Annotated in this window: 14 protein-coding genes; 2 read left to right on the top strand and 12 right to left on the bottom strand. The window is 59.7% G+C overall.

Features of this window, described 5'->3' with window-relative positions; all coding sequences use genetic code 11:
• Positions 1–15: 15 nt before the first annotated feature.
• Positions 16–852 (bottom strand): ABC transporter substrate-binding protein, encoded by an 837-nt coding sequence (locus QO005_RS19580; RefSeq protein ID WP_307159713.1) that lies wholly within the window; start codon positions 850–852, stop codon positions 16–18.
• A 227-nt stretch (positions 853–1,079) separates the two neighbouring features.
• Here QO005_RS19580 and QO005_RS19575 point away from each other — a divergent pair, with 227 nt between their 5' ends.
• Positions 1,080–2,183: a LacI family DNA-binding transcriptional regulator gene (locus tag QO005_RS19575; RefSeq protein ID WP_307159712.1), complete on the top strand. Its 1,104-nt coding sequence runs from the start codon at positions 1,080–1,082 to the stop codon at positions 2,181–2,183.
• A gap of 22 nt (positions 2,184–2,205) precedes the next feature.
• On the opposite strand, the gene kce is transcribed toward QO005_RS19575, so the two are convergent.
• The 11 genes from kce to QO005_RS19520 all read right to left on the bottom strand — a co-directional run bounded on the left by kce (position 2,206) and on the right by QO005_RS19520 (position 11,675).
• Entirely contained in the window at positions 2,206–3,135 is a 930-nt protein-coding gene (gene kce / locus QO005_RS19570) for a 3,5-dioxohexanoate:acetyl-CoA acetone transferase (protein WP_307159711.1), read from the bottom strand.
• Between the two features lies 1 nt (position 3,136).
• Complete coding sequence (locus QO005_RS19565) at positions 3,137–4,159, bottom strand: branched-chain amino acid ABC transporter permease (protein ID WP_307159709.1); 1,023 nt, start codon at positions 4,157–4,159, stop codon at positions 3,137–3,139.
• Positions 4,159–5,022, bottom strand: a complete 864-nt coding sequence (locus QO005_RS19560) for a branched-chain amino acid ABC transporter permease (RefSeq protein WP_307159708.1) — start codon at positions 5,020–5,022, stop codon at positions 4,159–4,161. The genes QO005_RS19565 and QO005_RS19560 overlap by 1 nt, the downstream gene beginning before the upstream one ends.
• 3 nt (positions 5,023–5,025) lie before the next feature.
• A complete protein-coding gene (locus tag QO005_RS19555) occupies positions 5,026–5,730 on the bottom strand; it encodes an ABC transporter ATP-binding protein (protein WP_307159707.1) in 705 nt (234 codons plus the stop codon).
• Positions 5,723–6,451, bottom strand: a complete 729-nt coding sequence (locus QO005_RS19550) for an ABC transporter ATP-binding protein (RefSeq protein WP_307159706.1) — start codon at positions 6,449–6,451, stop codon at positions 5,723–5,725. Before QO005_RS19550 ends, QO005_RS19555 begins: the two co-directional genes overlap by 8 nt.
• Positions 6,452–6,480: 29 nt before the next feature.
• Positions 6,481–7,755 (bottom strand): ABC transporter substrate-binding protein, encoded by a 1,275-nt coding sequence (locus tag QO005_RS19545; protein WP_307159705.1) that lies wholly within the window; start codon positions 7,753–7,755, stop codon positions 6,481–6,483.
• 24 nt (positions 7,756–7,779) lie between these two features.
• Positions 7,780–8,442, bottom strand: a complete 663-nt coding sequence (locus tag QO005_RS19540) for a DAPG hydrolase family protein (RefSeq protein WP_307159704.1) — start codon at positions 8,440–8,442, stop codon at positions 7,780–7,782.
• 41 nt (positions 8,443–8,483) lie between these two features.
• A complete protein-coding gene (locus QO005_RS19535) occupies positions 8,484–9,419 on the bottom strand; it encodes a 3-hydroxyacyl-CoA dehydrogenase family protein (RefSeq protein ID WP_307159703.1) in 936 nt (311 codons plus the stop codon).
• A 2-nt stretch (positions 9,420–9,421) separates the two neighbouring features.
• Positions 9,422–10,228 (bottom strand): SDR family NAD(P)-dependent oxidoreductase, encoded by an 807-nt coding sequence (locus QO005_RS19530; protein WP_307159702.1) that lies wholly within the window; start codon positions 10,226–10,228, stop codon positions 9,422–9,424.
• Positions 10,225–10,575: a cupin domain-containing protein gene (locus tag QO005_RS19525; RefSeq protein WP_307159701.1), complete on the bottom strand. Its 351-nt coding sequence runs from the start codon at positions 10,573–10,575 to the stop codon at positions 10,225–10,227. Before QO005_RS19525 ends, QO005_RS19530 begins: the two co-directional genes overlap by 4 nt.
• A 254-nt stretch (positions 10,576–10,829) precedes the next feature.
• Positions 10,830–11,675 (bottom strand): cyclase family protein, encoded by an 846-nt coding sequence (locus tag QO005_RS19520; RefSeq protein ID WP_307159770.1) that lies wholly within the window; start codon positions 11,673–11,675, stop codon positions 10,830–10,832.
• A 228-nt stretch (positions 11,676–11,903) separates the two neighbouring features.
• On the opposite strand from QO005_RS19520, the gene QO005_RS19515 reads away from it, so the two are divergent.
• Positions 11,904–12,668, top strand: a complete 765-nt coding sequence (locus tag QO005_RS19515; protein WP_307159700.1) for an IclR family transcriptional regulator — start codon at positions 11,904–11,906, stop codon at positions 12,666–12,668.
• Positions 12,669–12,890: the final 222 nt, after the last annotated feature.

Genomic DNA, 12,890 nt, shown 5'->3' with positions numbered 1-12,890 from the left:
ACCGACAAGGTGGCATCACGGCTTGGGAAGATAGGCCGCCGGCATCGGCGTATCGGGAAACCACTTTTCGTGCAGCTTTTTCCAGGTGCCATCCTGCATGGCCTCATGCAGGCCCTTGTTCAGCGCCTCGCGCAGCGCATTATTGCCTTTGCGCACCACGAAGCCAGCCGGAGCGTCAAAGCTTGGGATGTTGATCGCCACCTTCAGAGCGGGATAACGGGTGGAATAGTCCTTGGCCGCTTCATAATCGAGGAAGTGCGCATCCACTGTACCGTTGTTGAGAGCGGAAATGGCGGAATTGTTGTCGGGAAACTTGACCAGATCAGCGCCGGTGAAGTTTTTCTCCGCATAGATTTCCTGCAGCGTCCCTTGCACGACCCCGAGACGCTTGCCCTTGAGGGCGGCGACGTCACCGATGCCGGCCTCCGCGGTCAGAACCGTGAGGAAACCCGCCAGATAGCCGTCGGAAAAATCGACAGTCTGCTTGCGCTTGTCCGTCGTGCCGATGGCGGCGGCGGCCACATCAAACCGGCCATTGGCGACCGACGGCATGAGCGCGGAAAATTCCTGGCCGGTAAAGACCACCTGATCCTTCTTGAAGCCGAGGCGCTCGGCGACATTCAGAAAAAGCTCGATATCGAAACCGGTGAAGGTGCCGTCCGCCGTGGTGAAGGCATAGGGCTTGGCATCCCCCATCGTGCCGACACTGATGACGGCAGGGTCGATGAGGTCAAGCGGGTTGTCTGCAGCATGGGTCGCCGGGGAAGTTCCCGCCAGCACGCCGAGCGCCAGCATGAGGGCTGCGGCCCGCAAACGTCCGAAGGGTGTGGTGAAGGCTTTTTTCATGCGCATTGCTGTCGTCTCCTCTGGTGGTTTTTTTGAGCTGCATTCAGGGCATGCCAGCACGGGCCGGACCAGCAACAGGAGCAGAGATCCGGCCAATGCAGAGAGCGTGTCAAAAAATCGACTTTTTGTTATGAGACCGGTCTCTTAGTCTATTGAGACCGGTCTCTTTGATGTTTGTCAAGTGCTAATTTGGCATTTGCCAATCATTTGCTTCTCTTGTAAGGCTACAGCCCATGGACCCGACCCCGCCCCGGAACAATGCCGTTACAGTGGCCGATGTCGCACGCATGGCGGGCGTCTCGAAAGCCACGGCTGCGCGTGTCCTGGGCGGATATGGAACCGTCAGCGACCGGGTGCGCGAAGCCGTGACGCTTGCCGCACGCAACCTGAACTACCGGCCAAACGAACTGGCGCGCTCGATGACGACCGGCCGCTCCGGCACGATCGGCGTGGTGGTCGGCGACATTGAAAACCCGTTCTTCAGCCTTGCGGTCAGAGGCATTACCGATATTGCGCGGCAGGCTGGCTTCACCGTGATCCTCACCAATTCCGGTGAGAACACCGAGACCGAGAAAGCTGCGATCCGTGCGCTCCTTGCCAAGCGCGTGGACGGGCTGATCGTCTCTCCGGCAATGGAAAGCGATGTTGATCACCTTGAGGAGGCCATCCGTTCCGGTTGCCCGATGGTGTTGCTCGATCGCGGCAGCAGGACGCTTGGTGTCGATACGGTTGTGGCCGATGACGGCCACGCGGCCGAAGACATCACCCGCCGGCTGATTGCCGGCGGCCATCGGCGCATTGCCTACCTCACCGCCTGCGATACGCCCGACCACCGCTTCCGCCTCCCCTCAGACATCAGCACCGGCTCGGTGCGCCGACGCATAGAGGGCTTTTTACGCGCCTGTCACGAGGCTGGCCTCTCGGGAATGGAAGATTGGGTGCGGCTCGGCGCCCTGACACCCGCCGAGACGCAGCGGATCGTCACCGCCATGCTGACTGACAAGCATGCGCCGACGGCCATCATCGCCTCCGACAGCGTGATCGGCCTTGATGTCTTCAAGATCTGCCGAGACCGTGGCATCGATATCCCGCGGGATCTGTCGCTGGTCTCGTTTCACGATGCGGACTGGACATCGGTCACCACCCCGCCCGTCACCGTCGTGCGCCAACCGGTCTATCAACTCGGCGAAAAGGCAGCCAAGCTGCTGGTCGAGCGGCTGAACGGAAATGGCGGCCCGGCAAGCCGCGTCGTGCTAAAGACTGAACTTGTCGAACGCGCCTCCGTCGCCGATATTCCTGCGGAACAGATGTCCGAAGCGCGTCAGGAAAAAGTGTAATCGCGTTTTTCCGCGACATGCTTTAGAAATTCACCTTCGCCGCTCCCTTCAAGGCCAGAATTTCCCGGGCTTCCGCCGGTGTCGCGATCTCGCAACCCAGATCCTCGACAATCCGCCTGATCTTGACGACCTGTTCCGCATTGCTCACTGCCAGCTGGCCACGGCGGATGAAAAGGCTGTCTTCAAGACCGACGCGAACATTTCCACCCATCTGGCTTGCAGTGGCGGCGAATGACATCTGCGCGCCGCCCGCGCCCAGCACCGACCAGCGGTAATCCTTGCCGAACAATCTGTCTGCAGTCCGCTTCATGAAGATCAGGTTGTCGATCTCCGGTCCGATTCCGCCGAGAATGCCGAAGATGAACTGGATGAAGATCGGTGCCTTGAACAAGCCGATATCCATGCAGAATTTCAAATTATAGAGATGACCGACATCGTAGCATTCATGCTCGAACTTGATGTCATGGGGGCCAAGCTGGCTGGCGGCATGACGGATATCCGCAAAGGTGTTCCGGAAGATATAGGTGTCGGAATTGGCGATGTACTCCTTTTCCCAATCGAACTTGAAGGTCTCATAGCGATCCGCCAGCGGATGGAAGGAGAAGTTCATCGATCCCATGTTCATCGAGCACATTTCCGGCGAGAAGGTCAGCGCCGGTGCAATGCGCTCCTCAATCGTGTTTTTCAGGCTGCCGCCCGTCGAGATATTAATGACCGCATCCGTCGATTGCTTAATACGCGGCAGGAAGGCAGCAAAATCCGCAGGCTCGATGGAGACGCCTCCGTCATGCGGGCGCCTTGCATGAAGATGGAGAATGGAAGCACCTGCCTCCGCCGCTTCGATGGCCTGCCTTGCGATATCATCCGGCGTATAGGGCAGCGCATCGGACATGGTGGGCGTGTGGATTGCCCCGGTGATTGCGCAGGTGATGATGGTTTTTTGCTTGGCCATGTCAGGCTCCTTTGGGATCAAGGCCGCGCACCCGGCGGCTGATGGGAAAAAGCTCAAGACCGCGACGCCCACGGATCAGGCCCCAGAGGCCGGAAGGCGCCTTCAGCATGATCAGGATGGCGACGAGGCCGAGCGCGATCAGGTAGATTGTGCCAAGATCGGCCAGCGTCTCGCGCAGGGCAAAAAACACCAGCGTGCCGAGGATCGGGCCTTCGATCGTGCCGATCCCGCCAATGACGACGATGAAGATCACGAAGGCCGTCCAGTCATTGGCCGAGAAGGCGGCATCCGGCGAGATCCGAAGTTTTTGCAGAAAGATCAGCGCGCCCAGCAGCGTCGTCAGCCCCGCCGTCACCAGATAGACGATGAACTTGGTTCTCCATATGTCGATGCCGAGCGACCGGGCTGCGAGTTCATTGTCGCGGATCGCCATCAGCGCAACGCCGCGCCTTGAGCGCAGGAAGAGAAACACGGTGCCAATGACCAGCACCGCGACAGCCAGCGCCAGCCAGTAAGCCATGGCTTCCCTGAGAAAACGGCCACTTGCCAGCGCATTGACGACAGAGACCGGCAGAGAGATGCCCGAACCTCCGCCGAGGCTTGAAACCTGCGCCGCCGTCAGCCGGAAGACTTCAGAGACAACCCAGGTGCCGATAGCGAAATAGGCACCGCGCAGCCGGAAGATCAGCGTGGCGACCGGTGCTGCCACGATGGCGCCTGCGATGGGAGCCAGCACAAGCGCTGCAAGCGGATGCAGACCCATAAGCAGGGTGAGTGCGAAGAAAGTATAGCCGCCCAGTCCGACAAAGGCCTGTTGACCGACGGAGACGAGGCCCGCATAGCCCGCCAGCAGGTTCCACAGCGACGCCAGAGCCAGATAGAGAAAGATTTCGCCGAACAGCCGCAGATCGGCCCGGCCCGCCCACCAGGGGGCCAGCGCCATGGCTGCAACCAGAAGAACGGCAATCGCCATGGAAATGCTTGAAAGCCGGGTGGAGCGGGAAATGGAAAGCCTTTCCAGCATCAGTCGATCCTCGGAAACAGGCCGCGCGGGCGGATGGCAAGGATGATGAGAAAGGCAAGGTGACCGGTGAGGATCTGGAAACCGGGATCGACCCTGGCCCCAAGCGTCTGGGCAAGCCCCAGAATGACGCCTCCGGCCAGCGTACCCCAGATATTGCCGAGCCCGCCGATGATCACCGCCTCAAAGCCGAAGATCAGCCGTGTCCCACCGGCTGCGGGATCGAAGGATGTCCGGATGCCGAGAAAGACACCCGCCAGCGCCGTGACCGCCAGCGCAACCGCCATGGCAAGCCCGAAAATATGAGCACGGTTGAGGCCCATCAACTGCACAATGTCCTGACGGTCGGAGGTGGCCCGGAAGGCACGCCCCAGCGCCGTGTGGTAGAACATCCACTGAAGAGCCCCGATGACCGCCACAGCCGTTATGAAGACGATGAGCGGAAGAACGCCCACCGAAACTGGTCCGGCATTGACGCTCGCCGTCTCGATGGCACGGGCCCGCAATTTCTGCGGATCGGCGCTGTAAAGCGTCAGGAGCGTGTTCTGGATAATGACCGAAAGCCCGAAAGTGACGAGCAGCGGCGGCAGAATCTCGCCTCCCATGGTGCGGTTCAGCAGCAGCCTTTGCAGGCCGTAACCGGCAACGGCCATGACGGGAACCACCAGCAGCGCTGCCGCCAGCGGCGGCAGGCCCAGCATGACGCAGGTCGTGAGCGCCACATAGCTGGACAGAACGATAAGATCGCCATGGGCGATATTGACGAGCCGCATCACTCCGAAAATCAGGCTGAGGCCGGCGGCAAACAGCGCATAGAGCCCGCCGAGAAGAATGCCCTGTATGATCGGGTCCAACCAGGAAACCATGGGTCATACTCCGAAATAAGCGCGGCTGATCTCGTCATGCGAGACCTCACCGGAAAGACCCGTCAACGACACGCGGCCTTCCTGAAGGCAATAGAGCCTTGAGGAGACGGAAAGCGCTTTGGCGATATCCTGCTCGACCACGATCGCCGTCAGGCCTTCGCCGACAATGCCTGGCAAGGCGTCGTAGATCGACTTGATGATGACCGGGGCCAATCCCAGACTGATCTCGTCCATCATGATCAGTTCCGGATTGGCCATCAGCGCCCGACCAATGGCGACCATCTGCTGTTGCCCACCGGAAAGCGCCGTTGCCGGTACATTCCGCCGCTCCTGCAAGACCGGAAACAGCTTGTAGATGCGGCTGAGACTCCACGGCCCCTTGCGCTTCATCTGGCCGCCGATCAGCAGGTTTTCCTCGACGCTGAGGGAGGGAAAGAGAAGCCGGCCTTCCGGAACAAGCGCAATGCCGAGGGCGGCAATCTGATCAACCCGCAAGCCGCCGATGCCCCTACCCTTCCAGCGAATGGCATCCGGCTTCGCCTTCAAGAAGCCGGTCACAGTGCGCATCAGGGTGGTCTTGCCTGCGCCGTTTGCGCCGATCACCGCGATCACATCCCCCTGACCGATGCGCATATTAACGCCGTAGAGCGCCTGAAAATCCTTGTAGAAGGCATCAAGGCCTTCAACCTCGAGCAATGCGTCAGCCATGGGCGGCAATCCCCAGATAGATTTCCCGAACCTCGCGGCTTTCCATCACCGTGCGCGGATCGCCTTCGGCAATTTTCCGGCCGAAATCGATGACGATCAGCCGGTCGATGACTGCGAGGAGTGCGTGCACGACATGCTCGATCCAGACGATGGAAACGCCGGTGGCTCGCACTTCGCGGATCGTATCGATCAGCGCATGGCATTCCTTTTCGGTCAGCCCTCCGGCGATTTCATCGAGCAGCAGCACTTTCGGCTTCGCGCAGAGCGCCCGCGCCAGTTCGAGCCGTTTGCGCTCCAGGAGTGTCAGGCTGCCCGCCAGATGGTTGGCTTTTCTGATCAGGCCCGTCCGGGTCAGGACATCGAGGCAGACAGAATTCGCCTCCTGACCGGAAAGACCCGCGCCCTGCGTTGCCGCCACATAGGCGTTTTCGAACAAGGTCATGCCAGAAAAAGGCTGCGGCACCTGGAAGCTGCGGGCGATGCCCGCACGGCAGCGTCTGGCCGCCGGCCAATCCGTAATCGTCTGCCCATCGAAACGAATGGTGCCGCCATCCACCTTGATCGTTCCGGTGACGAGGTTGAACATTGAGGTCTTGCCCGCCCCGTTTGGACCCAGCACGCCCAGCGCCTCCCCATCCGCCAGCGACCAGCTCTGCCGGTCAGCGACGGTAATGGCCCCATAGGCCTTTTGAACGCCATCAAGTTCGAGAATGGGTGTCATCTGGCCTCCTTTGAGGGTGCAGAATGTGGTCAGGCGAGAAGCTGGAGTTTTCCGGTCACGGGAATGGCAGGAGACGGCGCATTGGTGACGATCTTCAGCGCGACGCCCTCGCCATCCTTCTGCCATTGACCGCCAACCAGCGGCGTCTTGCTGACATTCTTGACCGGGCCTTTCGACCAGTTGACCGGCCCGACAATGGTGTTCATGTCGGTTGCGGCAATCGCCTCAACGATGGCTGCCGGATCTTCCAGATCCGCAGCGCGGGAAACGGCATTGGCGACCACTTCGAACAGCGCGTGCTTGAAGCCGATGGGTTGCGTCCATGGGCGGCCCGATGCCTTCGTGTAGCCATTGGCGAGATCGGCGGCACTGATGCCCGTCAGCGAGGATGTGAACGGATGCGAGGGTGACCACCAGACTTCGCAGCTCAGCCCCACGCCGCGCGCACCCAGCCCGGCAATGGCGCTTGGAAAGAGAAGAGCCTTGCCGATGCTGACGATTTTCGGCTTGAAACCCTGCTGTGCGGCTTGCGACCAGAAGGTGGCGAAGTCGGGCGGAATCATATTGCCCGTGACAATCTCGCAGCCTGCCCTTTTAAAGGCGTTGATCTGGTTGGTAAAATCGTCCGACAGGGGCTGATAGCGGCCCGGATCGGTGAGCGTATAACCGGCTGCGGCAAAGGGCTTCGGCAGGCCCCGTTCCGGATCGCCCCAGGCATTGCCATCGGCATCGTTGGGAAACAGCCCCGCTACGGACTTGCCAACGCCAGCGTCCTTCCACATGGCGAGAAAGACGGCAATAACGTCTTCCAGCCCCCAGAAAAAGTGATAGGTGTTTTCAAAGCCCTGACCCGGCTTGCCGCCCCGGCCGAAGAAATAGGGCTGCCATGGGCAATCGGTGGTGACGCAAGGAACCTGGTTGACTTCCGCCTGATCGGAAACGGGATTGACCGTATCCGGTGTCGAGGCGGCGACGATGATGTCCACCTTGTCCTTCAGGATCAGTTCGGAGGCGACTTCCGCCGCCCGGTTCGGATTTGACTGGCTGTCTTTTGCGACGATCTCGATCTGCCAGCGCTTGCCGTTGTTTTCAATTCCCTCGCTGAACCGCGCGGTGACGGCGGATAAAATGTAATCGTCCGCTTCCGCAAAGCCCGCAAGCAGCCCGGTACGCGGGCTGACGAGGCCAATCTTCAGTTTCGGCACTGCCGCATAGGCGCGGGTCCGGGTGAGAATGGCTGGTGCTGCCAGTAGGGTTGCTGCCCCTGTCAAAAACAGGCGGCGGCTGGTTTTTATCCTTGTCATGCCGTCTTCCTCCCAGAGAGACAATCAAAAGGTCGCATCACCCGTCACCTGCCGGTACAGCACCGGCAGAAGATCGGCGAGATAGCCCATTTCCTCGATATTGTGTTTGTGAAGCCCGCGGCAGAATTCGTCGTTCAGCGCCTCTTCCCGAATGGCCGCACGCATCGGTTCAGGCAAGGTCTCGCCGTCGTTCTGGCTATGCACGTCGCCGAACCAGAAGCGCGAGCGCATTTCGCAGCCATAATCGGTGTTGCGCACGAAATGGCACATATGGCCGAGATTGACCGGCCGCTCGAGCGAACCCGGGCGGGCGCAGACGCCAATCCCATCGACGGCGCGATAACCGGCGACATCGAACACTTCCAAAGGGTCGCGGAAGTGGATGCGCAGCTTGTGCACCGGGCCGGACCCACCCAGCGTTTCATGCACCAGATGCTTGGCGCCGTAATAATTGCCGCCATTGCCGCGATCCGCCCAATCGGAGAAGAGATGATCGACGGGATGCCAGAGCTTGTACTGATCGGTTCCGCCCACCCAGCCAAACCACCAATGCACCATCTTGGCCCGGCAGCGCGGCATGCGGGTGAGCGCTGCAATCGTTACAGAGCCATCGTCATAGCGCTTGATGCCACTTTCGAAGTCCAGATAGCCGGGCTTCAGCAGGTCGTTTCTGTCTTCATAACGCATCTCGTCTCCTCCTCCGAGCGAGTTCACATGGGCTTTGATATTCAGTCCTTTCGGGGCAGGATCCTCTCCAGTCTTTGCAGGTGCGAGGACACACGGGCCTTGACGATGGAAGCCTCCTCCGGCGTCCAGTCGTAAAAGCCCTCTCCCGATTTCATGCCCAGCCTGCCGCTTGCCACCATCTCCTCCAGAAGGGGCGAGGGACCGGGGCGGCTTTCGAGATCGGCCAGCACCTGGGAATGGATATCAAGCGTCAGGTCGAGACCGACGAGATCGGCATTTTCCAGCGGCCCCAGCACCGCAAGACGCCGCCCGAAGCAGGATTTGACAACCGTATCGACGGATGCCGCATCGCAGATGCCGCGTTCCACCAGACTGATCGCCTCCCGCCACAGCGCATGCTGTAGTCTGTTGCCGATAAAGCCCGGCACGTCCTTGGCCACCCGGACAGGCGTCTTACCCGCTTGGTCGAGCAAGACCATCATGGCATTCACGACCGGCTCGTCTGTCCATTCGGTCCGGATCACCTCCACCAGCGGAATGAGATGCGGCGGGTTCCACCAATGGGTGCCGAGAGCCCGCCCTCTGCGGGTGAGCTTCGACATGATCTCGGTTATCGGCATCACGGAGGTGTTGGATGCCAGAATGGCATCGGCAGGCGCATGCGCTTCGATCTCGGCAAAAATCGCCTGCTTCAGCGCCATTTTCTCTGGTGCCGCCTCGAAGACGACAGTGGCCACCGCCACACAATCGGAGAGCGTTTCACTGACCCCGATTCCTTTGAGGATCGTTTCGATCGCCGTCTCGTGTTCGCCAAGAAGGCTCAGGCTCTCGGCGATCCGCCCTTTGACGGCGTCCCGGGCCGCCTCGACCGGATCATGGATGGACACCGAATGTCCGGCCCGTGCCATGGTCAGCGCAATGCCGTGGCCCATGAGACCCGCTCCGATGACCGCGATATGGTGCTTGCGCGTGTCCATCGTCATCCCGCCGTATAGCCGCCATCGGCATAGAGAATATGGCCGGTGTAGAAATCGGAGGCTTTCGAAGCCAGAAACAGCAAGGGTCCGGCCAGATCTTCCGGCTCACCCAGGCGGCCTTTGGGAACACGCGCAAGAAAGCCGGTGCGGACCTCTTTGGCGCGATCGGTATCCTCGAACATCCAGGCGGTCAGCGGTGAGCGGAAAACGGTGGGCGCTATGGCATTGACGGTAATACCCGTTGGGCCCCACTCGCAGCCCAGCGCCTTGGTGATGCCGTCGACCGCGGCCTTGGAGGCGCAATAGGCGGTGTAACCCGCCGGATGACCGAGCAGGCCGCGTGCTGAAGACATCAGCACGATCTTGCCGCCCTCCCCCTGTTCCAGCATCCGCTTGCCCGCAGCCCGCGCCATCAGCCAGGACTGGGTAACATTGGCGTCCATGACATCGAGAAATCGCGCAGGCTCCATGTCAACGATCTTGGCGACCTCGTTCTTGCCGGAAGCGACGACGAGAATATCGACGCGCCCGAAGCGCCTGACCGTCTCTTCAACAATGGCCTCGCAGGCGGCCTCGTCAGATGGGCGCGCGTTGATGCAATGGGTCTCGCCGCCCAGCGCCTTGCAGGCCTGCGCCGTCTCTGCAAGGGCTGCGGCATTGCCGGCAACGAGCGCGAGTTTCGCCCCGGCGCCGGCGAGGATGCGCGCTGCAAGCGCTCCGAAAGCGCCGGATGCACCGGTGACGATGGCGACCTTGCCGCGAATGTCGAACAGCAGGGCAGGATTTTTGAGAACAGCGTCCTCGCTCATGGCTTTGCTCCCGGCGGATAGGGAATGACGACCAGCATCTTGCAGACATGATTGCTGCGGTTTTCGATCTCTCGAACCTCGCCGGGCGGAATGGTGCAGCTGTCAAGCGCTCGCAGCACGCTTTCGTGGCCATCGACAATCACGGTCATTTCACCTTCGAGCACCACATAGACCTTCTCGAAAGGAGTGGAATCCGCCCCCGCTCCACCGCCGGGCAAAAATTGCGACAAGCCGACCCATTGGTTCGTCGGGCCGCCGTCCTCAAAACCTTGCAGACGAAGACCAACAACGCCGCGATGATTGGCGGCCTCATAGGGCTTGGCATCGCTGAAACGCTTGATGTGCATGCTGTCTCCTCCTTATACGAAGAGCCATTGAAAATGGCAGTTCGTATTCCCCTTTCGAATATCTCAAGCCCTTGATGCATTTGAGATATTCGAGATTCTTTCAAGGCGAGGATGCGTTAGCATCTTCGAGCCTTGGTATTGCAGGCCTTTTCAGGGCGGCATGGCGGGAACTCCTCTTCCCGACATGCCGTGCGTCCGGTCAGATGCGGATCGCCAGACGCAACCTGAAAATTCGCACAAACAAAAGCTTAGCGTCAGAATGCCTCGCCCTTCTCGATGCGATAGGTCTGGCCTTTGTCGATCATGGCCACGAGACGGATGATGCAGCCATCGCCGCGATCCCAGTTCCAGGGGAAGAAAGCGAAAGTGACGCGTTTGCCGGTGACGGCGTCGAGATCACCACCGACATTTTCGATACCAAGAATACCCGCCTTGAAGAGCTTGCGGTGAACCGGCTCCCATTCCGGGAAGTCGTCCTTCCAGTCACGCCCGCCGGACCACTCGAAATATTCCTTCTGGAGATCGGCGTGCTTGATAATCGGACCAATCCCGTGCGGACCGATTGCGGTGGCCAGCGGGTGGTCGTTGGCCTGGGTATCGTGACCGACGACCTTGACCTTCTTCTCGATAAACCAGTCCGCGGCCGACGGCACGAAGCCCGGCGCACGCAGGAAGTAATCCTCGCTGTCGTCATAGATGTGGTGATAGCCGGTGTTGACGATCACGACATCGCCCGGACGAACCGCCTTGCCTGCTGCCTTTTCCAGATCGTCATAGGTGATCTGTTCCCATTGCTTCTTGGGAATGGACACAACGATGCCCGATCCAAAGAAATGCGGCAGCGGCACCTCGTCGATGAAGGGCGTTCCCTGCACCACATGCGCGGGCGCATCGATATGGGTGGTGTTGTGCATGGATGTGGTGATGCGCTGCGACAGCACGCCGGATTTCGCCATGTAATGGATGCGCTCAATCTTGACGTCTTCGAAATAAGGCCAGTTCGGCGACTGATAACCGAAACGATGACTGAGATTGTAAAACTCCAGACCCATGGAGTTGTCGGTATTCGCTTCAAATTCGATCCCGCGGATCTTCACCATCACGCAATCCTCCTCTGCGCGCGGACGGCAACCCGATCCGCGATGGAATACTTTCAAGTTTTCCGGATGCTTCCTCCCATCCATACCGCATGATGATGCACATGAACCGTATTGCGGTCAATCAGAAAACTGCATAATGAGACAACATAACCGCATCATGATACACTTTACTCTGGCAATCCGGGAAAGCTTGTGCGACATAGGGGTGTGGTGAGAGGTGATTTTCATATGACGGAAGTTGTAGCGGAGGATGCGGCGCTCGCACGCAACGGCATCCAGGTTATTTCGCGCGCAGCGGCAGTGTTGCGCGCGCTTCGCGAAGACCCGAACGGGCTTTCCTTGGGGCAGATTTCCGAACGGGTAGGGCTTGCGCGCTCGACGGTGCAAAGGATCGTTGCCGCCTTGCAGGAGGAGCGTCTGGTGTTCAGCGCCGGCAGCGGCGACATCCGCCTTGGCCCGGAAATCACTGCCTTAGCGCAAGCTGCAAAGTTCAATATTGTGGACCTGTGTCGCCCGCTCCTGATCGAGTTGTCGCAAAAGACGGGCGAAACCGCAGATCTTTCGGTGCTGCGCGGTCATCAGATGATCTTTCTCGATCAGGTGCCGGGCAGCCACAGACTGCGCGCCGTCTCTGCCGTTGGCGATATCTTTCCGCTGACGGACACCGCCAATGGCCGTGCGGTGTTGGCGGCAATGCCCGCCGAGACAGCGGAACGGCTTGTTCTCGAAGAATTCCGCCAGAGGGGCATCAAGCGGACGTGGTCCGGCTTTTTGCCCGTTCTCGAACACATTCGAGATCAGGGAATTGCCTATGATCTCGATGAACACACGGATGGAATATCCGCAGCGGGCATTGCCTTCTGTGACTGGAAAGGGACGCTTTATGCGATATCCGTGCCCCTGCCGACCTCGCGTTTTGAAGATCAGAAACGCACCGTCATTCAATCCCTGCTGGACTTGAAAGCCGAAACCACCCGCCTGTTTGGAAGCTGAGAAACACCCGTCCTGATCAAGCCTTGACCCTAGAGCGCTTCATTGTTTCACGGAAACATTGAAACGCTCTAAATCCTTGTTTTCACGCATTTCCGGGCAGAAACAGGCTTCCACTTTTCTCGGGACAATGCTCTAGGGTCAAAACTCAATCAGGATGGGTGTTCTGCAAGGCGTATTTTGTGTCTGAGTAGGAGGAAAGGTGCAGGAAATGCCGATCATTTT

This window comes from Allorhizobium paknamense, assembly GCF_030815125.1.
GTDB classification, from domain to species: domain Bacteria; phylum Pseudomonadota; class Alphaproteobacteria; order Rhizobiales; family Rhizobiaceae; genus Allorhizobium; species Allorhizobium paknamense.
This window is presented reverse-complemented; position numbering and strand designations above follow the sequence as displayed.

Bases quoted from the DNA above. Each gene is read 5' to 3' on its own strand.
- QO005_RS19540 (WP_307159704.1), bottom strand. From the start codon at position 8,442: ATGCGTTATGAAGACAGAAACGACCTGCTGAAGCCCGGCTATCTGGAC.
- QO005_RS19535 (WP_307159703.1), bottom strand. From the start codon at position 9,419: ATGGACACGCGCAAGCACCATATCGCGGTCATCGGAGCGGGTCTCATG.
- QO005_RS19575 (WP_307159712.1), top strand. From the start codon at position 1,080: ATGGACCCGACCCCGCCCCGGAACAATGCCGTTACAGTGGCCGATGTC.
- QO005_RS19520 (WP_307159770.1), bottom strand. From the start codon at position 11,675: ATGGTGAAGATCCGCGGGATCGAATTTGAAGCGAATACCGACAACTCC.
- QO005_RS19565 (WP_307159709.1), bottom strand. From the start codon at position 4,159: ATGCTGGAAAGGCTTTCCATTTCCCGCTCCACCCGGCTTTCAAGCATT.
- kce (WP_307159711.1), bottom strand. From the start codon at position 3,135: ATGGCCAAGCAAAAAACCATCATCACCTGCGCAATCACCGGGGCAATC.
- QO005_RS19550 (WP_307159706.1), bottom strand. From the start codon at position 6,451: ATGACACCCATTCTCGAACTTGATGGCGTTCAAAAGGCCTATGGGGCC.
- QO005_RS19580 (WP_307159713.1), bottom strand. From the start codon at position 852: ATGCGCATGAAAAAAGCCTTCACCACACCCTTCGGACGTTTGCGGGCC.
- QO005_RS19525 (WP_307159701.1), bottom strand. From the start codon at position 10,575: ATGCACATCAAGCGTTTCAGCGATGCCAAGCCCTATGAGGCCGCCAAT.
- QO005_RS19515 (WP_307159700.1), top strand. From the start codon at position 11,904: ATGACGGAAGTTGTAGCGGAGGATGCGGCGCTCGCACGCAACGGCATC.
- QO005_RS19530 (WP_307159702.1), bottom strand. From the start codon at position 10,228: ATGAGCGAGGACGCTGTTCTCAAAAATCCTGCCCTGCTGTTCGACATT.
- QO005_RS19555 (WP_307159707.1), bottom strand. From the start codon at position 5,730: ATGGCTGACGCATTGCTCGAGGTTGAAGGCCTTGATGCCTTCTACAAG.
- QO005_RS19560 (WP_307159708.1), bottom strand. From the start codon at position 5,022: ATGGTTTCCTGGTTGGACCCGATCATACAGGGCATTCTTCTCGGCGGG.
- QO005_RS19545 (WP_307159705.1), bottom strand. From the start codon at position 7,755: ATGACAAGGATAAAAACCAGCCGCCGCCTGTTTTTGACAGGGGCAGCA.